The sequence below is a fragment of the Pandoraea sp. SD6-2 genome (assembly GCF_000389825.1).
Taxonomy (GTDB): domain Bacteria; phylum Pseudomonadota; class Gammaproteobacteria; order Burkholderiales; family Burkholderiaceae; genus Pandoraea; species Pandoraea communis.
Genome location: NZ_KB944435.1, coordinates 148,048 through 172,252 on the forward strand (window position 1 = coordinate 148,048; position 24,205 = coordinate 172,252).

The 24,205-nt window shown below is 64.8% G+C and carries 22 protein-coding genes; 13 read left to right on the forward strand and 9 right to left on the reverse strand.

What is annotated here, in order from left to right; translation table 11 throughout:
• Positions 1–9: 9 nt before the first annotated feature.
• The 13 genes from C266_RS10360 (at position 10) to C266_RS10420 (ending at position 14,906) form a co-directional block, all read left to right on the forward strand.
• Positions 10–660, forward strand: coding sequence for a hypothetical protein (locus C266_RS10360; protein WP_010808054.1), 651 nt, complete (start codon positions 10–12; stop codon positions 658–660).
• Positions 657–2,522, forward strand: coding sequence for an AMP-binding protein (locus C266_RS10365; RefSeq protein ID WP_010808055.1), 1,866 nt, complete (start codon positions 657–659; stop codon positions 2,520–2,522). Before C266_RS10360 ends, C266_RS10365 begins: the two co-directional genes overlap by 4 nt.
• Positions 2,519–4,270: a glycosyltransferase gene (locus C266_RS10370; protein WP_010808056.1), complete on the forward strand. Its 1,752-nt coding sequence runs from the start codon at positions 2,519–2,521 to the stop codon at positions 4,268–4,270. The genes C266_RS10365 and C266_RS10370 overlap by 4 nt, the downstream gene beginning before the upstream one ends.
• Complete coding sequence (gene hutH / locus C266_RS10375; RefSeq protein WP_246831168.1) at positions 4,267–5,907, forward strand: histidine ammonia-lyase; 1,641 nt, start codon at positions 4,267–4,269, stop codon at positions 5,905–5,907. Before C266_RS10370 ends, hutH begins: the two co-directional genes overlap by 4 nt.
• Complete coding sequence (locus tag C266_RS10380; RefSeq protein WP_010808058.1) at positions 5,897–6,355, forward strand: thioesterase family protein; 459 nt, start codon at positions 5,897–5,899, stop codon at positions 6,353–6,355. The genes hutH and C266_RS10380 overlap by 11 nt, the downstream gene beginning before the upstream one ends.
• A complete protein-coding gene (locus C266_RS10385; protein WP_010808059.1) occupies positions 6,340–7,023 on the forward strand; it encodes an outer membrane lipoprotein carrier protein LolA in 684 nt (227 codons plus the stop codon). The genes C266_RS10380 and C266_RS10385 overlap by 16 nt, the downstream gene beginning before the upstream one ends.
• Entirely contained in the window at positions 7,020–9,446 is a 2,427-nt protein-coding gene (locus tag C266_RS10390; RefSeq protein WP_010808060.1) for an MMPL family transporter, read from the forward strand. Before C266_RS10385 ends, C266_RS10390 begins: the two co-directional genes overlap by 4 nt.
• Positions 9,443–10,648, forward strand: a complete 1,206-nt coding sequence (locus C266_RS10395; RefSeq protein WP_010808061.1) for a beta-ketoacyl-[acyl-carrier-protein] synthase family protein — start codon at positions 9,443–9,445, stop codon at positions 10,646–10,648. Before C266_RS10390 ends, C266_RS10395 begins: the two co-directional genes overlap by 4 nt.
• Positions 10,648–11,115 carry a hypothetical protein gene (locus tag C266_RS10400; protein ID WP_010808062.1) on the forward strand — a complete coding sequence of 156 codons (468 nt, stop codon included), beginning with the start codon at positions 10,648–10,650 and terminating at the stop codon, positions 11,113–11,115. The genes C266_RS10395 and C266_RS10400 overlap by 1 nt, the downstream gene beginning before the upstream one ends.
• Positions 11,112–11,837: a 3-ketoacyl-ACP reductase FabG2 gene (locus C266_RS10405; RefSeq protein ID WP_010808063.1), complete on the forward strand. Its 726-nt coding sequence runs from the start codon at positions 11,112–11,114 to the stop codon at positions 11,835–11,837. The genes C266_RS10400 and C266_RS10405 overlap by 4 nt, the downstream gene beginning before the upstream one ends.
• Positions 11,837–13,066: a beta-ketoacyl-ACP synthase gene (locus C266_RS10410; RefSeq protein WP_010808064.1), complete on the forward strand. Its 1,230-nt coding sequence runs from the start codon at positions 11,837–11,839 to the stop codon at positions 13,064–13,066. Before C266_RS10405 ends, C266_RS10410 begins: the two co-directional genes overlap by 1 nt.
• 110 nt (positions 13,067–13,176) lie before the next feature.
• Positions 13,177–13,659, forward strand: a complete 483-nt coding sequence (locus C266_RS10415) for a hypothetical protein (RefSeq protein ID WP_010808065.1) — start codon at positions 13,177–13,179, stop codon at positions 13,657–13,659.
• Entirely contained in the window at positions 13,659–14,906 is a 1,248-nt protein-coding gene (locus tag C266_RS10420) for a beta-ketoacyl synthase (RefSeq protein ID WP_081636244.1), read from the forward strand. The genes C266_RS10415 and C266_RS10420 overlap by 1 nt, the downstream gene beginning before the upstream one ends.
• A 59-nt stretch (positions 14,907–14,965) precedes the next feature.
• Here the strand turns inward: C266_RS10420 and C266_RS10425 are convergent, their stop codons facing one another.
• From C266_RS10425 to C266_RS10465, 9 genes are all read right to left on the reverse strand, one after another.
• Positions 14,966–15,679 (reverse strand): class I SAM-dependent methyltransferase, encoded by a 714-nt coding sequence (locus C266_RS10425; protein ID WP_036662564.1) that lies wholly within the window; start codon positions 15,677–15,679, stop codon positions 14,966–14,968.
• A gap of 163 nt (positions 15,680–15,842) precedes the next feature.
• Positions 15,843–16,838, reverse strand: a complete 996-nt coding sequence (locus C266_RS10430; RefSeq protein ID WP_010808068.1) for an NADP-dependent oxidoreductase — start codon at positions 16,836–16,838, stop codon at positions 15,843–15,845.
• Between the two features lie 121 nt (positions 16,839–16,959).
• Positions 16,960–17,400, reverse strand: a complete 441-nt coding sequence (locus C266_RS10435) for a PaaI family thioesterase (RefSeq protein WP_010808069.1) — start codon at positions 17,398–17,400, stop codon at positions 16,960–16,962.
• 112 nt (positions 17,401–17,512) lie between these two features.
• Positions 17,513–18,118, reverse strand: coding sequence for a bifunctional nicotinamidase/pyrazinamidase (gene pncA / locus C266_RS10440; protein ID WP_010808070.1), 606 nt, complete (start codon positions 18,116–18,118; stop codon positions 17,513–17,515).
• A 90-nt stretch (positions 18,119–18,208) separates the two neighbouring features.
• Complete coding sequence (locus C266_RS10445) at positions 18,209–20,305, reverse strand: 3-hydroxyacyl-CoA dehydrogenase NAD-binding domain-containing protein (RefSeq protein ID WP_010808071.1); 2,097 nt, start codon at positions 20,303–20,305, stop codon at positions 18,209–18,211.
• Between the two features lie 90 nt (positions 20,306–20,395).
• Entirely contained in the window at positions 20,396–21,118 is a 723-nt protein-coding gene (locus C266_RS10450; RefSeq protein ID WP_010808072.1) for an ABC transporter ATP-binding protein, read from the reverse strand.
• Positions 21,111–21,929 carry an ABC transporter ATP-binding protein gene (locus C266_RS10455; protein ID WP_010808073.1) on the reverse strand — a complete coding sequence of 273 codons (819 nt, stop codon included), beginning with the start codon at positions 21,927–21,929 and terminating at the stop codon, positions 21,111–21,113. The genes C266_RS10450 and C266_RS10455 overlap by 8 nt, the downstream gene beginning before the upstream one ends.
• A complete protein-coding gene (locus tag C266_RS10460; protein WP_010808074.1) occupies positions 21,922–23,205 on the reverse strand; it encodes a branched-chain amino acid ABC transporter permease in 1,284 nt (427 codons plus the stop codon). The genes C266_RS10455 and C266_RS10460 overlap by 8 nt, the downstream gene beginning before the upstream one ends.
• Complete coding sequence (locus tag C266_RS10465; RefSeq protein ID WP_010808075.1) at positions 23,205–24,188, reverse strand: branched-chain amino acid ABC transporter permease; 984 nt, start codon at positions 24,186–24,188, stop codon at positions 23,205–23,207. The genes C266_RS10460 and C266_RS10465 overlap by 1 nt, the downstream gene beginning before the upstream one ends.
• Positions 24,189–24,205 lie beyond the last annotated feature (17 nt).

Consider the following 24,205-nt stretch of genomic DNA (forward strand, 5'->3'; position numbering starts at 1 on the left):
CCCTCACGCATGTCCCGACTCCATGCCGATGCCGCGGCGTCGCTGCCTCACGCCCCCCAGCCACGGGTGCGCTGGCAGTCCGTTGTCGCTGCGCTCGCCTACCCGGTGCTGATCCTCGCCGGGATCTCGCTGGTCGCGCCACGCTATCTCGCGCTGATGCTGCTCGTTGGGATATTCCTGCGTTACCGGCGCAATTTGCGGGCGCACCGCCTGCTCATGCCCGTCGAATGGGCTGTCGCCGGGGGGCTGGCAGCCCTCGCGTGCGCCACGGCGCTGAGCAATAGCGAATTGCTGCTGCGTTGCTATCCGGTCGCCGTCAATCTCGGCATGGGACTCACGTTCGCCATGTCGTTGCGCTCGCCCATGCCGATGGTCGAGCGTATCGCCCGGCTGCATCAACCGGATTTGCCGGCGGACGCCACGCCTTACCTGCGCAACGTCACGCGCGTATGGATTGCCTTTTTCGTCTTCAATGGCGCCGCTGCACTCGCCACGGCGCTTTGGGCGTCGCGGGAGATCTGGTCGCTCTATAACGGCGGCATCGCGTATGTGCTCATCGGTTTGCTGTTTGCGGCCGAATGGATGTGGCGTCGGCGCATGCTCGCGAGGAAGGCGTCCGCAAACGCCACCGGCACACCTCATCCGGAGGCATCGGCATGAGCGCCCTCGCCGCGATCACACGGCAAGCGCCCGGCTGTACGCCATTGGCCGAGATGCTGCGCATGCCACGCGCGCCTTCGCTTGTCGTGTGCGTCGACGGCCGTTCACCCGCCAATGTGTCCGCAGCCCTGACGACCGCCACGTGGCACAGCAGGGTCCGGTCGTTGCGCGCAGCCTTTGCGGTACGGCCTGCACAACGGCTCGCGATGTGTCTGGACGACCCGCTCGATATGAGCTGCGCGCTCTTCGCCGCGTGGGCGGCAGGTAGAACCCCGGTCGTGCTGCCGAATGCGCTGGCGCAAACGCAGCGCGACTTTGCCTTCGCCTTCGACGAAGCCATCGATGCCGACACATTGGCGCGTGCGCTCTGCTCCGAGGGTAGCGAAGACGCGAACGGCGCGGCCAGCCACGAAACAACCGTTGCGGGCGATGCCCTTCCCCCGTCGAGCCAGTTGATCATCTACACGTCGGGAAGCAGCGGCGAGCCGAAAGCGATCACGAAAACGCTGGCGCAACTTGACGACGAAGTGCAGGCGCTTCATAGACATTGGGGCACGCAGCTCCAGAATGCGCTGGTGGTCGCGAGCGTGCCATGCCATCACATTTATGGCCTGTGGTTTCGCGTGCTCTGGCCGCTGGCCGCAGGCGTTCCCTTCGCCCGTCACACTTTCGCGGAACCTTCGCAAGCCCAGACATGGCGTACGTGGCCGGCAGTGGTCTGGATCGCGGGCCCCGCGCAATTGACACGTTGGCCGGCATTACTCGCCGAGGGCACATGGTCCGACACCCCTCGTCTTACGTTTTCGTCCGGCGGTCCGCTGCCTGCGGACGCAGCGCAGCAGTTCTCCGATCTCGTGCGGGTCGCGGGTGCGCAAATATCGCAGGACAGCGCGTACGCGCCGGTAGAAGTCTTCGGCAGCACGGAGACGGGTGGCATCGCGTGGCGTCGACAGGATCGTGCATCCCATTGGACGCCGTTCGACGACACGACGGTGCGTGTCTCCGAGGATGGGGCACTGGAAATCTGCTCGCCGCGTGTCAACAACGGGCATTGGTGGCCCACCGACGATGGCGCTATTGTGAATCCCGACGGTTCGTTCGCCATGACGGGCCGTCTCGATCGTACCGTCAAGATTGAAGGTAAGCGGGTCTCGTTGCCTGCGGTGGAAGCGGCACTGTTGCGCCATGAATGGGTCGACGATGCCGCAACGGTCGTGATCGCAGGGCGCCTCGCCGCCGCTGTGGTCCTCAGCCGTGCCGGCAGGCGCGCGTGGCGCGAGCAATCGCTCAAGGCGGTGCGCAGCGCGATACGCGACACGTTGGCCGAGACATTCGACGCGACCGTGCTCCCGAGACGCTGGCGTTTCCTCGCGGCACTGCCGCTCAATGAAAGGGGCAAGCGCACGGCGGCCGATGTCATGGCGCGCTTCGCGCCGGCGTCGCCCTGGCTGCCTTCTGTGATGGGCGTTCGGTTGAACGACGGCGACAGCGCTCTGCCAGAGCACGCCGATGCCGTCGTGATGTCATTGCGTGTGCCGCCCGACCTGGCCCATTTCGACGGTCATTTCCCCGGACTTCCCCTGCTGCCCGGCGTAGTGCTGATTGACTGGGCGGCTCGATTCGCTGCGGAACACGCGTCGCGGGACTCCGCGCTTCGTGCGTGGGTCAGTGCACCGACCTCGTTACAGCAAGTCAAATTTTTGGCGCCGGTACTGCCGGGAACACGGTTCGAACTCACGCTGACGTTCGATGCTGCACGCCTTCGCGTGCACTACGCGTACGAAGGAGCCCGCGGCCCGGCCGCTACCGGCTATCTCGCGTATGCTGCGTTGCCGGACATTGCCGGAGACGTGCCACGATGACCGGACGTCTCGCTTGCGGACTGTCGCGCGACGGTTTCATGCCGTGCGTTCTGATCCCGGTGTACAACCACCCCGCACATATCGCTCGCATCGTCGACACGCTGCTCGCGCGGGGTCTGCCAGTGTTGCTGGTCGACGACGGCAGCGACGCGCCAACACGGGCCGTGCTTGAATCGATTCATGCCGGTCACCCCGAAGCGGTGACGCTCGAGCGGCTGCCACGCAATCTTGGCAAAGGCGGTGCCGTCGCTCACGGTTTGCAACGGGCTCACGCGCGCGGCTACACGCACGCGCTGCAAGTCGATGCGGATGGGCAGCACGATCTCGCGGACGTCCCGATGTTTCTCGACGAGGCCCGGCAGCGCCCCGATGCGGTGATCTGCGGTACACCGCGCTACGACGCGTCTGTGCCCAAGGGGCGTTTGTACGGCCGTTATATCACCCACTTCTGGGTGTGGGTAGAAACGTTATCGTTCGACATTGCCGATTCGATGTGCGGCTTCCGCGTGTATCCGCTTGCCGCGACCGCTGCGTTGCTGGCACGGCACCGGCCGCCAGCGCGCATGGCCTTCGACACGGACATTCTGGTGCGTCTGTACTGGCAAGGCGTGCCGGTGCAGAACCGGCGCACGCGTGTCGTCTACCCGGAGAACGGGGTATCGCATTTCCAGATGTTCCGCGACAACGTCGGCATTTCGTGGATGCATACGCGGCTCGTTTTCGGGATGCTTCCCCGCATACCGGCACTGTTTTGGCGAAAGCTGCGCCGCCAGACCACTGTGCCAGCGCCATCCTCGCCGCACGCCACCGAGGCGGACCTGCCATGGTGGAGGCGCCCCGAACGCGGCAGCCTGCTGGGCATGCGCCTGCTGGCGCTCGCATGCCGATGGTTTGGCCTGCGTGCGGCACGCGTCTGCCTGATCCCGGTGGTGGCCTATTTCGCATTGAAGGACACGCAGGCATGCGCCGCCTCGCGCGACTACCAGCAGCGACTCAGCGTGGTGGCCCCCGAGCTTGGGTTCGCGGCCCCGACGCGCTGGCGCACCTTTCAGCACCTGCTCGCGTTCGCCAACGCCGCGCTGGATAAATTCGCCGCCTGGCGCGGACTGCTCGGCGAGCGCCATGTCCGGATCGAAGATCACGCCACGCTCGACACGGCGGCAAACGATTCACGCGGGGCACTCGTCATCGGCTCGCATCTCGGCAATCTCGAGATGACCCGCACACTCGCCCGTTCGCGCGGCATCGATCGCATTCATGCGGTTGTCTACACCCGCCACGCCCAGCGCTTCCGTTCCATGCTGGCCGGTTCGAATCAGGACTTTGCGGAAAACCTGATCGAGGTCGACGACATCGGCCCGGCCACGGCCATCATGCTGCGCGAGCGTATCGATCGTGGCGACTGGCTCGTCATTGTGGGTGATCGCGTGCCGTCCGCCGACGGTGGGCGGGTGGTGCAAGTCCCCTTCCTCGGCGCATCCGCGCCGTTTGCGCAAGGCCCGTTCATTCTCGCGGCATTGCTCGAATGTCCGGTGTACCTCCTCTTCTGTCTGCGAGACGAGGCGACTTACCGGCTCTATTTCGAGCGGTTCGCCGACGCCGTCGAATTGCCTCGCGCCAGACGCGAAGCCGCATTGCACACCTATGCCGAGCGCTACGCGCATCGACTCGAGCACTACTGCCGGCAATACCCGATGCAGTGGTTCAATTTTTTCGATTTCTGGCAAGGCAAGGCGCCACAGTCATGATGGAACCCCCGATTTCACTCTCCGGCCCCAATGACGGCACCGGCCATCCTGCACGCCCCACCGCGCAGGATGGTCTGCCCGGCGGCAACGCGGGCCGAGCCGACGCCGCTGCGGTGGTGTTCGGCCCTGATCGTCTGACGATCGAAGACATTCTCGCGCTGGCGCACCGCACGCGCGTTGCCCGTTTGTCGGCCGCCCCTGCATGGCAAGACCGCATTCGTCGCGGCGTGAACGCGTTGCATGCCCACCTCGCGGCCGGACGCCCCGTCTACGGCGTGACTACCGGTTACGGCGATGCCTGTGTCGTCGACGTGCCCGCATCGCTCATCGACGCCTTGCCTGCCCAACTGACCCGATACCACGGCTGCGGCATGGGGGAATGGCTTGAGGACGACGCCGTGCGCGCCGTGCTCGCATGCCGTCTCGCGTCGCTCGCGCAGGGATACTCGGCGGTGCGCCCGGAACTCCTGGAGGCGCTCGTGCATCTTCTCGCCCACGACGTGTTGCCGCGAATTCCGGCGGAAGGCTCCGTCGGCGCAAGCGGCGACCTCACACCGTTGTCCTACGTCGCGGCAACGCTCATCGGCGAGCGTGACGTGATGTATCGCGGCCGCCTTTGCGCCGCATCCGACGCGCTGGCTGCCACGGGAGGCGCGCCGATCCGATTGGCGCCCAAGGAAGGGCTCGCGCTCATGAACGGCACGGCCGTCATGACGGCGCTGGCCAGCCTCGCCTTCGCGCGCAGCCGTACGCTGGCGCGCCTGGCGTCCCGGCTGACCGCGCTGACGACCGTGGCGCTCGACGGCCGCGCCGCGCACTTTCATCCGACGCTTTTCGACGCCAAGCCTCACGAGGGTCAACGCGAAGCGGCCCGTTGGATCCGGGACGATTTGGCCGGGCGCACAGCGCCCCCCGAAGCACGGCTCCAGGATCGCTACTCGCTTCGCTGCGCACCGCACGTTGTCGGCGTGCTTGTGGACGCGCTCAGTTGGGTGCGTCGCGATGTCGAAAACGAAATCAATAGCGCCAACGACAACCCGCTCATCGACCCGGACACGGGCGAGGTGCACCACGGCGGCAACTTCTATGGCGGCCACATCGCCTTCGCCATGGATAGCCTGAAGACCGCCGTCGCCAATATCGCCGACCTGATGGATCGCCAGTTGGCGCTGCTTGTGGACGACAAGTTCAACAACGGCCTGCCGCGCAATCTCAGCGGTGCGACGGGCCCGCGCGCACCGATCAATCATGGCTTCAAGGCCGTTCAGATCGGCGCGTCGGCGTGGGCGGCGGAGGCGCTCAAGCACACCATGCCGGCCAGTGTGTTCTCGCGTTCCACCGAGTCGCACAATCAGGACAAGGTCAGCATGGGCACGATTGCCGCGCGCGATTGCCTGCGCGTTCTGATGCTGACGGAACAGGTTGCAGCGGCGCACACCCTCGCCGTAGCGCAGGCGGTGAGACTGCGTGTGCGCCTCTCGCCCGGCGATGCCCCGTTGCCCGGCACCCTGCGTCAGTGGCTCGATGCCGTTGCCGCGCATTCGCCGTTCGTCGAAGAAGACCGGGCGCTTGAACATGAGTTGCGTGCCGTCCGTGCGTGGCTTGCCGATGGAGGCGATCTGCCCCATGACGACTGACACCCCCGGCCGCCGCCCGGAAAAGGCCCCCTGGCTCATCGCATCGGCTGACGTGGAGATTCCGTTCCACGACGTCGACGTGATGCAAGTTGCTTGGCACGGGCATTACGTCAAGTACTTCGAACTTGCCCGCTGCGCTTTACTGCGCCGCTTCGACTACGACTACCCGCAAATGCAGGCGTCCGGCTATCTCTGGCCGGTCGTCGAGTGCCATCTCAAGTACGTTCGCCCCGCGCGCTACGGACAGCGCGTGCGTGTGACCGCATCGCTGACCGAGTACGAGAATCGGCTACGCATTGCCTATGAGATTCACGATATCGTCACCGAAACGCGCATCACCAAGGGCTATACCGTGCAAGTCGCCGTCGACGCGCGCAATGGCGAGTTGCAGTTCGTGAGCCCGCCCGTGGTGCTGGAGAAGCTGGAGGCTGCATGGGCCGTCAGTTGATCCGGCGCGTGGCAGGCGCGCTGCTCCCCGTGATGCTGATGTGCGTCGCGTTGTCTCCCATGTCTGCGGTCACGGCCGCCGAGTCCTTGCCATCACAGGAATCCGCCGCCGATCTGGCATTGCTCAAGCGCATTCTGGGGCAGATCGGCGCCTATCCCGTGGTGCACGCCGATTTTGTCCAGACGCGAACGTCGGCATTGCTGACGACGCCGGCACTCACGCGTGGCGCGTTGGTGTTCGTGCGCGAGCGAGGTGTGGTCTGGCAGGTGCGTTCGCCCGAGCCGCACGGGTACGTCTACGGCCGGCAGCGCAGCGCACGCCTCGATGCCGATGGCAATCTGCTGTCGCTCGACACGCAACCGTCGGCCGTCACGCAGCAGATCAACGAATGGACGAATGCGTTCATGATCGGCGATACCAGTGGGCTCGCCTCGCAATTCGCGGTGTCCGTCACGGGCACGGTGAACCGCTGGCAGATCGTGCTGACGCCGTCTCAGCCGCAGATTGCCCAGGCGATGCGGCGCCTGACACTCAGCGGTGACACCGTCGTGCGTGCCGTGACGCTCGACACCCGGCGCGGCGAATCCGTTCGCTGGCAATTTGAGAAGGTGCGCACGGGCGAGACGCTCGACGCCCACGAGCAACGCTTGCTGCGAACGGTCGAATGACACCCCATACCCGGGCAATTCGCCGCGCGCTCACACTGGCTCTCGCAGCAGGCCTCGTGCTGCTGGGCATCTGGCTATTGGCGGTGCGCCACCTGCCCCTGCAGACTAACGTTCTGGCGCTATTGCCTGCGACGGAGCGCAATCCCGTCGCAGAGCAAGCTGTCGACCATCTTGCGGGCAGTGTGAGCGACCGTGTCGTGGTGCTGATCGGCGCCGAGGACGCGAGCGCTGCGCGCGCTGCGGCGGCACGTTTCGATGCCCTGGCGCGAGCCAATGACGCCTTCTCCAGCGTGCAGGGCAAAATCCCGCCGTTCGATCCCGCGTTCCTTTCGAATTTCTACCTGCCCCACCGCTTCCAACTGCTCTCGCAGGAAGACCGGGCGGTGCTGGAAGCGCAGCTTCGGCGCAATCCGTCCGAGCCCACGGCACTGCCACCGCTGTCGCTTGCCAATTCCCCGTTCGGACTGACCGATGCTGCCGACGACCCGTTTGGCTGGCTCGACCGCTGGCTCACGCGTCTGCCGTTCGGTCAGCTTCGGATGTTGCCCGAGAACGGTTGGCTGAGCGCCCGGCACGAGGGCAAGACGTGGGTGCTCGTCCTGCTGCAAACGCGTGGCCCCGCGTTTGACAGCGACGTCCAGCAACGTGTCATTCGATTCTTCGACACGGCGCAAGCGCAGATCGTTGACGGCTCGCCCGGTTTGGAAGTGCTTCGCAGCGGCGCCGTTTTCCACGCAGCGGGCGCGAGAGCGCAAGCCGAGAGGGAATTACACCGCATCGGCATCGTCGCCACGTTAGGGATTGCCCTGCTGACGCTCTGGGCGTTCCGCTCGGGCCGTCTGCTCGCCATGGGATTGGCGACCGTGGCCTTCGGCACGCTATGCGCGGCCGTCGCAACGCTGGTGATCTTCGGTGAGCTGCATCTGCTCACACTCGTCTTCGGTGCCGCGCTGATCGGCGAGACAGTCGACTACGCCATCCAGTACTTCGTCGGCGTTGGCGGTTTGACACGCGATGCCGCGCAACGAACGTTGCCCGTCATTCGTCCGGCATTGCGTATCGCGCTCGCGACCAGCGTACTCGGCTACGCGATTCTCGGCGCAGTGCCCTTCCCCGCACTGCGCCAGATTGCCGTATTTGCCCTCGCCGGGCTGCTCTCGTCATACGTGTTCGTCGTCTGGGCGCTGCCGGCCTTCCTTCCCCGAGAGGTGCCTCCCCTTCGTGCGCCGGTGATCCGGCTTGCGCAACGCTGGCTTCGCCTCTGGGGCGCGGCGCTCGCCGGCCGGCAAGGCACGGTCATTGGATGTCTGATCCTGCTGGCATGCCTGCCCGGCTGGTGGCGTCTGGGCGTCGACGACGACATCCGCCGTCTGATTTCGCGCGATCCGGCATGGGTCGCACAAGAGCAAGCGATCTCTCGCATCACCGGCATCGACGGCGCGACGCAGTTCTGGCTCGTGCAAGCCGACAGTGAAGAAGCCCTGCTGCGTCGCGAGGAACAGCTCGGCGCACGCCTTGATCAGGCGGTAGCGGGCAAGGACGCTCCCTTCAGCGGCTGGACGGGCATCTCTCAGTTCGTGCCCTCGGTTCAGCGGCAACTCGACAATCGCGCGCTGCTCGGCGCCACCCGTTTCGACGCCCCGGACACGCTGGCGACGGCCATGACTCGCGCCGGATTCCGTGCGCAATTCGCACACCAGTATGCCAACGCCTATGCCGCCGAGCACGAGACGCCGCCGCTTCGCATCGGCGATTGGCTCGCCTGGCCGGGCTCGACCCCCTATCGCATGCTCTGGATAGGGCCGGTCGGCAGTTCGTCAACGCCACAGGCAGACCCCGTGAAGTCCGGCGGTTTCGCGAGCCTTGTGCGCCCGCAAGGTCTGCGCGACAGCGACGCGGCCGCGCGCGTGGCAGCCGATTTGCCCGGCGTGACCTACGTCGATAAGGCGGCATCCATTTCGAGCCTGTTCGCACGCTATCGGCGCGCGAGCGGACTGTGGTTCGCGGCTGCACTCGTCGTCGTGGCGGGCCTGCTCGCCCGTCGATACGGATGGCGCGGCGCGCTTGCCACGATCATGCCCACGCTGCTCGCCACCGCCGCCGTTTTCGCGACGTTCGGCTACCTCGGTCTGCCGCTCACGTTGTTCGCGCAAATGGGCTTGATGCTCGTGCTTGGCGTCGGTGTGAACTATGCAATCTTTCTGCGCGAAGGCGAACTGCGCGCCGGTGAAGACGAGCGGATGGCCGCGATTGCCGTGGCCGGCACGCTGATGTCGGCGGCGACCACGTTGCTGTCGTTCGGTCTGCTCGCCTTTAGCGGCATGCCGAGCCTGCAAGCCTTCGGTCTGACCCTGACGATCGGCATCGCCCTTGCGCTATTGCTCGCGCCCTATAGCTTGCGCTTTCCGGAATTGCGTTCATGAAGTCCCCTGTCTATCTCCACGCGCTCGGCATGATCAATGCGCTGGGCCATGACTTGCCCGGCATCGCCGCACGCCTGTTTGCCGGCGACACGACGGGCATGCAGAGTTGCGAAAACTGGCACACAGCCGGTACGGCCCTCGCCCCTATGGTGGGTGCCGTGCGTCTTGCCGATCACGAACTTCCCCCGCTTCCCGCCCGGTTAAAGCGATACGACTGCCGCAACAACCGGTTTCTGGTCGCGGCAGCGGAGCCGCTACGCGCGGTGCTTGCGCAGCATATCCAATGCTACGGCGCCACGCGCATCGGTGTGGTGATCGGCACGAGCACCTCCGGTATTGCAGAAGGCGAAGCTGCGCTGCGCACGCTTGCGGCCAATGGCGCGTTGCCGGCGCACTACCACTACATCCAGCAGGCACTCGGCGCACCGGCACAATTCGTCGCCGAGCTTCTCGGGGTTCACGGCCCCGCCTACGCCATCTCGACAGCCTGCACCTCGAGTGCAAAGGCCTTCGGCGCGGCGCGCCGCCTCATCGATAGCGGCATATGCGATGCCGTGGTGACCGGTGGTGCCGACGCCCTGTGCGCGCTCACCCTCGGCGGCTTCGGCGCCCTCGAATCGCTCTCGCAAGGCCTGTCGCGCCCGATGAGCCGCAACCGTGACGGTATCAACATCGGCGAAGGCGCAATGCTCTGCCTGATGTCGCGTACGCCGGGCGACATCGTCTTTTCCGGCATCGGCGAGTCGAGCGATGCGCACCATATTTCAGCGCCCGCTCCCGACGGCAGCGGGGCCATCGAGGCCATGCGGGCTGCATTGCGCGACGCCGGTCTCGCGCCCTCGCAAATCGACTATGTGCATCTGCATGCGACCGGCACTCCGAAGAACGACGCCATGGAAAGTCTCGCCACGCATACCTGCTTCGGCGCCGCCCCATGGGTGAGCGGCACCAAACCCATGACAGGTCATCTGCTCGGGGCCGCAGGCGCCACGGGCATCGGCATTTGCTGGCTCACGCTCGAAGCGGATGGCCGATTGCCGCCGCACCTCTGGGACGGCGACGTCGACACGGCGCTCAGTCCCCTGCGGCTCGCCCCGCTTGACACCACGCTCGGCCGTGCACCTCGCCACGTGATGACGAACGCCTACGCATTTGGCGGCAACAACGCCAGCGTGGTTCTTTCGCGCGCGGAGGCCCTGTGATGTCAGCGTCTTCCGCCTGGCCGTCTATCGAATCGTTGCTGCCGCACCGGCCGCCCATGCTGCTCATCGACGCCGTATGCGAATACGATGCCGCGTCGATCGGCGTTCAGGCCACACCCGACGCACGCGCCTGGTACGCCGACGCGAACGGCAACATGCCCATTCACATCGTGATCGAACTCATGGCACAGGCGATTGCCGCCCATGAAGCGCTGACGCGTCGTAATAGCGGTCTGCCACCGGCACCCGGCGTGCTGCTCGGCACACGCCGCCTCGAAGCGCGCGTGGCGTCGCTGCGTGCGGGTGTCACCGTCCGGGTGCACGCCACCTGCGTGCTGCGCGACGACACCGGCAACGGCGCCTACGACTGCTGGGTCGATGTCGACGGCGAGTCTGTCGCCAGCGCGACGATCAAGGTGCATCAGCCGGCCGATTTTTCTGCATTTTTTTTGGAGCATCTATCATGACCCGACGCGTTCTCGTCACCGGCAGCAGCCGGGGCATCGGGCGGGCCATCGCCCTGCGTCTCGCTCAGGACGGCTTTGCCGTCACCGTCCATTGCCGCGAGCAGATTGCCCCCGGCGAAGCCACCGTTGCCGACATTCGCGCGGCCGGCGGCACCGCTCACCTCTTGTCGTTCGATGTACGCGACAGGCAGACCTGTCGCCAAATGCTCGACGCCGACGTTGCCGAACATGGTGCCTACTACGGCATCGTCTGCGGCGCGGGCATCACGCGCGATAACGCCTTCCCCGCCTTGTCCGACGACGATTGGGACAGTGTCGTGGACACGAGCCTCGACGGCTTCTTCAACGTCGTACACCCGCTCACGATGCCGTTGGTCCGTCTGCGTGCAGGCGGACGCATCGTCACGGTCGCGTCCGTTTCCGGGGTCATGGGCAATCGCGGTCAGGTGAACTACAGCGCGGCGAAAGCTGGCCTGATCGGCGCCACCAAGGCGCTTGCCGTCGAACTCGCGTCACGCCGCATTACCGTCAACTGTGTCGCGCCGGGACTGGTGGACACGGGCATGCTGGAGGGCGTGGCATTGGACGAAGCGCTGCGCATGGTACCGATGAACCGCGTAGGCACACCCGACGAGGTGGCGCACGTGGTGTCGTTCCTGATGTCGGACGGTGCGAGCTACGTGACCCGCCAGGTCATCGGCGTCAATGGAGGGATTGTCTGATGACACGCGTTGTGGTGACCGGTTTTGGCGGCGTGACTGCCCTCGGCAGCCGCTGGGAAGACATCGAGGTTGCATTGCGCGCCGGGCAGAACGCCGTGCGCCGCATGCCGGAGTGGGACTACTTCGAAATGCTCAACGGGCGCCTCGCCTGTCCGGTGGAAGACTTCGCGCCGCCGCCGCACTGGCCGCGCAAACAATTGCGCTCCATGGGACGGGTGGCCCAACTCGCGCTTCGGGCGACGGAGCACGCCGTCGCTCACGCAGCACTCGACGTAACCGCGGGCGATCTCGGCGATGTCGGCGTAGCGTACGGTTCGTCTTCCGGCAGCATCGCCCCGATTCAGGCGTTTGGCGTGATGGTCGAAACAGGCTCGATGGCGGGGGTGACGTCGACGAGCTACATCCAGATGATGCCGCACACCACTGCCGTCAATATCGGTGTGCACTTCGGGCTGCAAGGCCGCATCATTCCCACGTCGAGCGCGTGCACCTCGGGCAGTCAGGCAATCGGCTATGCCTACGAGGCCATTCGCTTCGGCCGGACGAAAGTGATGCTTGCGGGCGGTGCCGAGGAGTTGTCCGGCCCCGGCAGCGCCGTGTTCGATACGCTTTATGCGACGAGCACACGCAACGATGAGCCGAAGCTCACGCCCCGGCCGTTCGATGCCGCCCGCGACGGCCTCGTGGTGGGAGAAGGCGCGGCCACACTGGTGCTCGAATCGCTCGACCACGCTCAGGCGCGCGGCGCCAGAATTCTCGCGGAAATCGTCGGGTTCGGCTGCAACACCGACGGCAACCACGTTACGCAACCGACCGCCACCACCATGGCGCGTGCCATGCAACTTGCGCTCGACGACGCCGGCCTGGCCCCGCACGCCATCGACTACATCAGCGCCCACGGCACGGCGACAGACCGGGGTGACGTTGCCGAGAGCGAAGCCACCGCCAGCCTCTTTGGAAGCGGCGTGCCGATCAGCGCCATGAAGAGCTATCTCGGCCACACGCTCGGTGCGTGCGGCGCCATCGAGGCCTGGTGGGCAATCGAAATGATGCGTCGCGACTGGTTTGCCGGCACGCTCAATCTCGACACCCCCGACCCGGCCTGCGCGCCGCTCGACCACATCGCGGGCGCCCACGGCCGTCAACTGGAAACGCAGCGAATCATGAGCAATAACTTTGCGTTTGGTGGCATCAACACATCGCTGATCTTTCAACGATTTGTCGATTGACAGTAACGCGTATCGCAGCAAGTCGGTAACTCAACGACCGACCGTGGCGCTCGCCGTTTGCGACAGGCGACGCGCCACGCGAGGTCATACACAACGCTAATGGAGAAAACATGCAGACTCGTCGACGCCTGCTCGCCGCATCGCTCGCCGTCACCGTGACGGCAATGTTCGGCCCCGCCGCGCACGCCGCCCGCCCGCCGGTACCGATCGTACCGCACGACAACATCCCTATCCTCTCGGGAAGCGGCAAGACGCTCTCGCTCGATGAGATCCGTGGGGCCATTACGCGTGGCGCCGCCGTTCACGACTGGGTCGCCAGTCCGGGAAAGCCGGGCGAGCTCGTTGCCTCACTCAATGTGCGTAACAAGCACTACGCGTCGGTGACGATCAAGTACAGCGAAACGGCGTATTCGGTGACCTATCGCGACAGCACCAATCTCGAATATCAACTCTCGAGCGTGCCGAACGTCTCGCCGCGCCGCGAGGACTTCAACAACACCCCGCCTGCCAATACCCCGGTGATCCACCCCAACTACAACCGCTGGGTCGATACGCTCATCCGCGACATCAACGCGGAACTGCATCGCCTCTGATGTCCCGCTTTCATCGCTCCGACGGATTGGCCAGAGTCGTAGTCACTGGCCTCGGAATGGTATCTGCCGCAGGTCACTCGCGCGAGGTGGTCGTCGACGCCTTGCGCGACCAGAAGAGTGGCGTGCATGAAGCCCCCGACTATGTCGCGCATGGCTTGCGCAGCACGATCACCGGGCGGCCGCATGCCGGGTCGCTCGACGACACCGTTCTGCCTCGCAAGCTGCGACGCTTCATGGGCGACACGGCGTTGTATGCGAGCCATGCCGCCCTGCGCGCCGTGGCGGACGCCGGACTCGAGGCCGCGACGCTAAGCAGCGGACGATGTGGTGTCGTCGTCGGCTCCGGTACCGGGGCGATGAAAGACTTCGAAGAGGCGCTGGATGTCGCACGGGAGAGCGGCGCGACACGCGTACTGCCCTATGTCGTGCCGCGCGCCATGTCGAGCACGGCGCAAGCGGCGTTGTCCGCCCTTTTCGACCTGCGCGGCGTGGGATATGCCATTTCGTCGGCATGCTCGACATCGATTCATTGCGTAGGACACGCGGTCGATCTGCTGCGTCTCGGACGGCAAGATGTGATGCTGGCCGGCGGCAGTGAGGAAGCGCCCTGGGGCGCTGCGATGTGTTTCGACGCGATGGGGGTGCTCTCCCGAGCGCACAACACGACTCCGCAGCAGGCCTCCCGGCCATTTGACGCCGAACGCGACGGTTTTGTCCTCGGGGGCGGCGCCGCCATCCTCGTTCTCGAAACTCTCGCCCACGCCGAGGCACGCGGTGCGCGTCCGCTCGCCGAAATTACGGGAGTGGGGGCTGCGACCTGCGCATCGCACGCCTTCGGCGTCGACATCGCCACAATGAGCCACGTCGTGAAAGCCGCGTGTCAGGATCTTGACGCGCCGCCCAGTTTCATCAGCGCACACGCCAATGGTTCGATCGAGGGTGACACCGCCGAACTGGCGGCGCTGGCAGACGCCTTCGGCGGGATGGCCGAATTGCCCGCCATTACCTCGATCAAGGGACTCACGGGACACACGGTCGCGGCGGCAGGCGCAATGCAGATCGCATGTGCGATCTGGTCGATTCAGGAAGGTTTTGTCCCAGGCGCAGCCAACATCGACTGCGTGGCCCCGGAAGCCGCGCCTTACCCGATCTGGACAGCGACCCGTGCACACGCCGCCCGCAGCGCACTGATCAATACGTTCGGCTTCGGCGGCACCTACGGCGCGCTCACACTCGCACAGGTCTGAAGCAAGGGCTGCGGCAGATTCGCTGGCGGCGTCAGCGACGAGCCGTTAGCCCCGGAGGGTTACGCCAACGGCTTTCTCGCGACAACGTTGACCAACGTCTCTTCGCGTTCGCCAAACACACGGCGTCGCTGCAACTTCAGCCGTTCGAGCAACCCGAAGTCCTTGGCTCGACTCCACCACAGGTACGGGTAGGAAACGTTTTCGCGCTCGAACGTAAATCCTGCATCACGAATCATATCGAGGTAGCCTTCGGCGCTGCGCTGAACGTGCATCGGATGACGGAACAGCAATCTGATCACCCATGAACGAATGTACGCTTCCGTCGATTCGGCGAAACAAAGCAGGCCACCCGGCTTGAGCACACGATAGAACTCGGCCAACGCGGCTTCCTGATAGACGAGATGATGGAACGTCTGATGGCAGAAAACGATATCGCAACTGCCGTCGGGCAAGGGGAGGGCCGAACAGTCTCCCGATTGCAGCTCGACCGCGATACTGGCATCTCGCGCATGGGTTTGCGCCTCCACCAGCGCCGGGGCAAAGCAGTCAACCCCGATCAGACGCGACGGCGCGAAATAGCGATGCAATAGCGGCAGCGACTGTCCGTGACCGCATCCGGCATCAAGCACGACAGGTGACTGCGGCACGGTGCCGTGCGCTAGCCGCAGCAAATCCTCGATCGCCACGCGCAATACGTGATGACGCCAGGTGTAGGTCTTGAGAAACCAGTTCCCGAAGCGGGTCTCAGGAACGAATGCCTTTGCGGATGACACGGGAGTCGGATTGGCGGCTGTGGTCACAATAGCGGATGCCGTTCGGGCGGCTGTTCTGATGGAATCCCGCTATTGTGCCAACTGCCTTAGTCCATGGAAAGGACACGAAGCGCAATACTCCTGAAATTCAGGGATACTTGGTAAATTTTGGAAGAATCCCGTGCTATACCAGCCGCACGAGCTGCTTCCCGAAGTTCTCGCCCTTGAGCAAGCCAAGGAGCGCGGCGGGTGCGTTCTCGATGCCTTGCGCTATCGTCTCGCGATAACGCAACTCGCCGGTGGCGACCGCATCGGTCAACTCCTTGAGCGCCTGCGGCCAGACATCCATGTGCTCGCTCACGATGAAACCTTCGAGCCGCACCCGGTTCGTCAGCAGCAGCGCCGGATGCTTCATCGGAATGGGTTTGCCGTTGTAGCCGGAAATCATGCCGCACAGTGCGATGCGCGAATGCGGGTTGAGATTGCGCATGACGGCGTCCAATACGTCACCACCAACGTTCTCGAAGTAGCCGTCGATCCCATCCGGCGCCGCTGCGTGCAACGCATCGTCCAGATTTCCCGCCTTGTAATCGACGCATGCATCGAAGCCCAACGCCTCAACGACATAGGCGCACTTCTGCTCACCGCCTGCAATCCCGATCACACGGCACCCGGCACGTTTGGCGAGTTGACCGACCACGCCGCCCACCGCACCGGACGCTGCGCTCACCGCCACCGTCTCCCCCGCTTTCGGCGCGATGATGCGGTTCAGGCCATACCACGCCGTCACGCCCGGCATGCCAGCCGCCCCCAGATAGGCACTCATCGGCACGCGCGCGTCGTGGAGACGACGCAGGTTGCTGCCGTCCGAAATGCCGTACTCCTGCCAGCCGAACATGGCAGTGACGGCATCGCCCGGCTGCCAGTCGGGATGACGCGATTCGATCACCTCGCCGACGGTCGCACCGATCATGACCGTGTCAAGCGGCTGCGGCGGGGCATACGACTTGGTATCGCTCATCCGGCCGCGCATGTACGGGTCGAGTGAAAGGTAGAAGTTACGCACCAATACCTGCCCTTCGCCAATCGCCGGCAACTCCGGTGCGGCCAGGTGAAAGTTGTCCAGCGTGGGTTCGCCCTTGGGGCGCGAGACCAGCAGAATCTGGCGATTGATCGTCATGGCATTCCCTCCGCATTCGCGGCATTAGCTGCATTGGTTGCGGCAGCGGTATTCGCTACCCGTTATATTCGCGTTGCTCGGCGACGGCGTCGTCGACCGCGACACGCCCTCCTGACAGGTGTCAGTCGCCGCGCGGGTCGTCGGGACGTCGCTGCTCACGGACATCGCGTCCGACCGCAAGACGGCGCAAATACTTGAACGTGCCCATCGCCTTGGCCACGAGCTTGTCGTTCGCGTCACGCACCTCACCCTCACAGTAGGCCATCGTCGTAGAGCGATGCAGCAGACGGCCAAAGGCTCGCATCTCGCCGGTGCCCGGCTGCATGAAGCTCGTCTTCATCTCGATGGTCACCACACCGGAACCTTCCGGCGCCACGCTCCGGCAAGCGGTGCTCAGCGCGACATCCAGCATCGCCATCGTCACGCCCCCGTGCATCACCTCCCAGCTATTGAGATGTTGAGACGCCAGTGAGAGCCGCAACTCAGACTCGCCCCCTTCGGCACTCAGCAGTTCGATGCCGAGACGATCGATAAAACCCGAACGGATCGAGAGCGCACTCATCGTAGACTCCAGCCACATTGGCCATTACGGTAAAACTTGTCCATCGTCATTTCTTCACCTGGCGACGCAACGCGTCATGCGCTGCGTCTGGAATTCAAACAGCACCTGCCCTCTACTCACGCGACACGCTTGCGGCTGCCAGCGACGCCCACGCCCTGGCGAGCGAACCATCCAGATCGATGGCACGGCACGCGTGCTCGATCACGCAAACGTCGAAGCCCGCCGCCTTGGCATCGAGCGCGCTCCACGCTACGCAAAAATCCGTCGCCAGTCCAACGCAGTGCACGCGTCTCACGCCCTTGTCCCGCAAGTAACCCGCCAGCCCGGTCGGTGTCTTGCGATCCGCTTCGAGAAACGCCGAATAACTATCGACATTGGCCTGGTACCCCTTGCGCACTACGGCCTGCGCATGGGGAACGTGCAGATTCGCATGCAGCGCGGCACCGGGCGTGTCCTGCACGCAGTGCGCCGGCCACAGGACCTGCTCGCCATACGACAGTGCAATGCGCTCGAATGGTCGACGCCCCTCGTGATTTTCGGCAAATGACACATGTCCGGCCGGATGCCAATCCTGTGTCAACACCACATGAGCAAATTTCCCCGAGAGCGCATTGATCGCCGGAACCACCTCGTCGCCGTGGGGCACGGCCAACGCGCCACCGGGCATGAAATCGTTTTGCACATCGATCACGAGCAACACTTCGTCCATCGGTTTCATTTCACTGCCCTCAACTTTTCCAGCGGGTGCGTCAGCACACGTCGCTGTGGCGCCAGTGTCCCGGCAAGATCCCTATCGCATTCGGATCGCTCACCCGTTGAAACGCTTGCCGGCTTGCGCCAATTCGACAAGCCGCGCGGCCGGCTTCCAATCCTCACCGTGCTCGCCCTGCTCGAACGCACGCACGCGCGCGAGCACCTTGTCGAGCCCGACCGTGTCGGCATAGAGCATCGGCCCGCCGCGCCACAGCGGGAAGCCGTAGCCGTTCAGATACACCATGTCGATATCGGACGCGCGCGCTGCCGTCCCATCGGCCAATACCTTCGCCCCTTCGTTCACCAGCGCATAGACGAGGCGCTCGACGATCTCGTCGTCCGAGAACGCCCGCGGTGCAATGCCGTTCGCCTTGCGATAGTCGTCGAGCATTTGCGCGATTTTGGCCGACTCGCGTGGCGTGCGATCGCCCTCGGCATAGTCATACCAGCCAGCGCGCGATTTCTGGCCATAGCGCCCTGCTTCGCACACGACATCGGCAATCTTGGGATACACGATGCCGGGATGTTCTGCATGACGACGCTTGCGGATCGCCCAACTGACGTCGTTGCCGGCCAGATCGCTCGTGCGGAACGGCCCCATCGCGAAACCGAAGCGCTCGATGGCGGCATCGACCTGTGCGGGCGTCGCGCCCTGTTCGACCATCCATTGCGACTGCTTGAAATACGGCTCGAGCATGCGATTGCCAATGAAGCCATCGCACACACGCGCGACGACAGCGAGCTTGCCGATTCGCTTGGCCAGTTTCATGACCGTGGCGAGCACGTCCTTCCCCGTGTGCTCGCCGCGCACCACCTCAAGCAAACGCATGACGTTGGCCGGGCTGAAGAAATGCATGCCGATGACGTCCTGCGCCCGCGACGTGGTTACGGCCAGCGCGTCGAGATCGAGTGTCGACGTGTTCGACGCCAGAATGGCACCTTGCTTGGCCACTTTATCGAGTTCGCGGAACACCACTTGCTTGATGGCCATGTCTTCGAACACCGCTTCGACAATCAGATCGGCGTCCGCCACCGACGCGAAATCGGTACTGCCGTGAATGCGAGCCAGACGCTTCTCTGCCTCATCGGCAGTGAGCTTGCCCCGGTTGACGGCGCGCGCGTAATTGCCGTGCATCGACTCGACGCCGCGCGTCAATGCCGCCTCCGTCGTGTCGACCAGCGTGACGGGAATCCCGGCATTGGCAAAGGTCATTGCGATGCCGCCGCCCATCGTACCGGCACCGATGACAGCCACTCGCTCGATGTTGCGCACCGGCGTATCGTCGGGCACATCGGCAATTTTGGCCGCCGCGCGCTCGCCAAGAAACGCGTGACGCAACGCCTTCGACTCCGGCGAACTGACCAACGCCACAAAACACTCGCGCTCGAACTTCACCCCGTCGTCGAACGGACGTTGCAACGCCGCTTCGACTGCCGCCACACATTTGTGCGGCGCGGGGAAATGGGGTTGCTCGCGTTGCACCTTCTCTCGTGCGGCGTCGATGGCAGCCTGGCCCGCACCGTCGGCATCCTCAATGGCGATGTCGCGCAGACGCGGCAACTTGCCTCCTTGCGAGGCGATCTCGTTGGCGAACGCGATGGCTCCTGCCAAAAGATCGTCATGGTTGCCCTCGATCAACGTCGAGAAGAGCGTGCCGACGAGCGTTTCGGACTTCACGATACGGCCAGAAACCACCATATCGAGTGCCCGCGCCACACCGATGGCGCGCGGCAGACGTTGTGTACCGCCTGCACCGGGCAGCAGGCCCAGCTTCACCTCAGGCAATGCAATCTGCGCCCCCGTCAATGCCACACGATAGTGGCAAGCGAGCGCCAATTCGAGACCACCGCCCATCGCAACGGCGTGGACCGCCGCGACAACAGGCTTGACGCAGGCGTCGAGCGCGGCAATGACATCGACCAGCAACGGGCTTTGCGTCGCCTTCGGCGTATTGAACTCACGAATATCGGCACCACCGGAAAAGGCTTTGCCTCCCCCGATCAGCACCACAGCACGCACCTGAGTGTCGGCCTGGGCTTTCGCGATGCCCTCGGCGATGCCTGAGCGCGTGGCATGTCCCAGGCCATTCACCGGGGGATTTTCCAGTGTGATGACGGCCACGCCGTCACGAACCTCATAAGCCGTGCTCATCGTTGTCTCGTTCCTTGTATTGTGTGCGTCGTTGGGGGCGCCGCGAGCGCGCCGGCTGCGGCAAGACGATCGTGCGATTCTAGCGCAGCGCTACACCTCAAGCCATTCGCCGCGAATCGCTGGCGCGGCCGCCAGCGCGTCGGGCGGCCCCTCGAAGACGAGTGTGCCCTGCCCCATTACCGCGACGCGCTGCGCGCAACTGAGCGCGAGCGACAGCTTCTGCTCGATCAGCAGGATAGCCACGCCCGCCGCCCGCAAATCGGTCAGAATCCGGCCGATGCGGGCCACCACCCTGGGCGCCAGTCCCTCGGTCGGCTCATCGACGATCAGCAAGTCGGGCCCTGCCATCATCGCCCGGCACAGCGAAAGCAATTGCTGTTCGCCACCGGACAACGAAGCGGCGGGCGCGTCACGACGTGGCGCCAGTTCCTCAAATCGCTCGAACGCTTCGGCGAGCGTAAGCGTCCGGTCAATCCCGGCGGCACTCCGCTCCCCACGTTTTTTACGCTCACGCTGCCCCAGCAGCAGATTCTGCGCGACCGTCAACGGTCCGAAGACATCTCGCGTTTCCGGCACGTAGCCGACGCCCAGCCGGGCAATCTGATGCGGCGCAAGCGAGGCCAGCGATTGGCCCTGCCAGCGAATTTCTCCCTCGCGAGGCAACTGCCCCATGATCGCGCGAGCGAGCGTAGAGCGCCCGGCGCCGTTACGCCCGAGGACAGCCACGATCTCGCCGGGTGCGACGCGCATCGTTACACCATGCAGTACGCGGCTCCCGCCGTAACCGGCCCTGACATCGATCAGTTCAAGCATCGCGCGCCTCCTTGAGGTATGACCCCGCAAAAGCGTCTGCATAATCCCCGAGATACGCCGTACGCACATCAGGGTGCGCGCGAATTCGTGCAGGCGTATCGCACGCAATGATCGCGCCGCGCGCCAGCACCGCAATCCGGTCAGCCAATGAAAAAACAACTTGCATGTCGTGCTCGATCATCAGCAGCGAGCGTCCCCGACTGAGTTCTGCGATAAGCGCCACCATGTGAGCAGACTCCGACTGACTCATGCCCGCCGTGGGCTCGTCCAGCAACATAACGCTGCCCGCCGACGCCGCGCACAAGCCGACTTCGAGTACGCGTTGCTCCGCGTAGCTCAGTGCGCCCGCCGGAACATCGCGTCGCGCCTCCAGACCAAGGCGCTTGAGCCAAAGCTCGCTTCGCCGGGTAACGTCGTCCAATCCGCGCATTCGGCGCCAGAACGTATAGCGATGACCATCCGGCCAAAGCCCGGCACAGCGCAGATGGTCGATAACGCTCATCTGCAAGAACAACTGAGACGTCTGGAAACTGCGAGACAGGCCAAGCCGGCTGATGACATGCGGCGCGCGGCCCGTGACGTCTCGCGCGTGCAGCAGGACGCGCCCGTTGTCGGGCCGCGTTCTGCCTGTCATGACATCGAACAACGTGCTTTTGCCCGCGCCATTGGGTCCGATGATCGCAAGCCGCTCACCCGGCGCGAGCGTCAAATCGACACCGCACAGCACCTGCGTGCGACCGAACGATTTGTGCACGCCTCTCACGCTGAGCGCCTGACTGGACGGGCGGGCACACTTGTCGGCTTCACTCATCGCCGTTCCCCACGCGAACGCCCGCGCTCGCCGCCTTGCACCGCAAATGACGTCCCGCGAACGTCACGATGACGAGGCCACCGACGACAACCGCGGCCGCCGTACCCCATGCCACCGCGCCGGCATGTGCGCTCCCCCCTTGTGTCACGGCCCGCGCCGCGTCGCTCGCAAGACGCGCACCGTAGGTCATTTCCACGATGCCGATCAGCCCGCCGACGACTAGTGCCAAGCCAACGCAGACCGCCGCGTAGGGCTGCCACAATGCACGCGCCATGCCGGCGCGCCAGGCGTGCACATGAACCGAGATCAACCCCGCGACACCCCCCGGCGCGAATATCACGACCGCCAGAAACCCCAACCCAAGGTAAAGCTGCCAAGCCCGCGTCAGTGTTGCCAGCACGACCGTTGCGAACACGCCGACGACAGCCCCCAGCATCGGCCCCGCGAAATACGCCGTACCGCCAAGCACGGTGAAGACGAGCACAATGCCGGAGCGTTCCAGGCTGAAGGTGTTGGCACTGACCAGTTCGAAATTCAATGCGCCCAACGCGCCCGCCACCCCGGCGAAAGCCGCGGCGATGATCTGCATGCGATACCGCACTGCCGCTGGGGATTGCCCAAGGAAGGCAACACGCACAGGGTTATCGCGTACCGCGCGAGCCAGAAATCCCAACGGCGTGCGCGTGACGCCGTACATCAGCGCCGCACAAACGAACAACCACACCGCTACCAGCGCGTAGACCTCGCGCTGTGTCGCGAATGTCACCCCGAACCATGCGGCGCCGAGTGTCCGGTCGGTCGGAATGCCGCGTTCGCCGCCGAACCATTCGGGCATCATCGCGGCCATCACCCAGACAAGCTCCGCCACACCGAGCGTAATCATGGCGAATGTCATGCCTGCGCGCCGCGTGGTGACATACCCCAGCGTGGCACCGGCCATGCCCCCCGCGACCGCACCGGCAACCGGGACAAGGGCCATCGACACAGGCAGTCCCTGAACGCCGATACGATTCATGCACCACACGCCCGCGTAGGCCCCGATGCCCGCGTACGTCGCATGGCAAAAACTCAACAAGCCCGTCGAGCCGAGCAGAAGATTGAATGACAAAGCGAGAATGGCCGCAGTCCCCATCTGCGTCATCAAGGTGAGCGCCGTGTCAGAGGGAAAACACCAGGGGGCCAGACCAAGAATGGTCGCAAAGACCAACCACACGATTGCCCGGCGACGCCACGACGCCGGCACGGCCGCTGGCGAACTGGCGATAACGTTGTCCATTACCCCTCCCGAACGCCGAAGAGTCCACGCGGACGCCAAAGCAGCACCGCAACCATAAGCAAATATGGCACCGCAGGCGCGAGCTGCGCTACGGTCAGATGCGACATCGGCGCGACGGCGGCCCGGAACGCGTTCAATGCGCCCCGTGCGTTCTCCGCTCCCGCCGCACTTTGAGGCCACCATTGCGCCAGGCTGGCATCGCTCGTGACGGCCCATGTCTGTAACAGCCCGATAAGCAACGACGCGACGAATGCACCGCCCAGCGAACCGAGTCCCCCCACAACCACCACCACGAACACTACGCTGCCGACCGTCGCCGCCATGCCCGGCTCAGTCACCAGCACATTGCCCCCGGCCGCCCCGGCGAGCGCCGCCAGCGCCGCGCCGCACGCAAACACCCCCGTGTAAAGCGCGGGCACGTCATAACCAAGGGCCTGTGTCATTGCGGGTTGCGACAATGCCGCCTGTAAGATCAGTCCGGCCCGCGTGGCGCGAAACGCCACCCACACCAGCAGGGCGATCGCACACGCCAGCCCCATCAGAAACAACCGGTACGCAGGCACCGCGATGCCCGCCACGTGAACCAGCACGCCTTCAAAGGCCACAGGCACGCCGTAATCGACTGGCCCGCGTCCCCAGGCGAGTTGCGCCAGTTCCACCACGATGTAGGCGAGCCCGAACGTGGCGAGCAGTTCCGCCAGCGCACCGCGCGTGCGCAATCGCCGCAACACGCCCCGCTCGAAAGCCGCGCCGATCACGCCAACGATCAGCGGTGCCGCAACCAACGCCGGCCAGAAACCCACTGCCGCCGACAACGCATACGCAAAATACGCCCCCAGCATGTAGAAGCTGGCGTGCGCAAAATTCAGCACGCCCAGCATGCTGAAGATCAACGTGAGGCCGCTAGACAGCATGAACAGCAGCAAGCCGTAGCTCACGCCATTCACAAGCACGAGGCCCGCAGTGGCACTCAGCAGATGCACGCCGTCTCCTTCGAAAG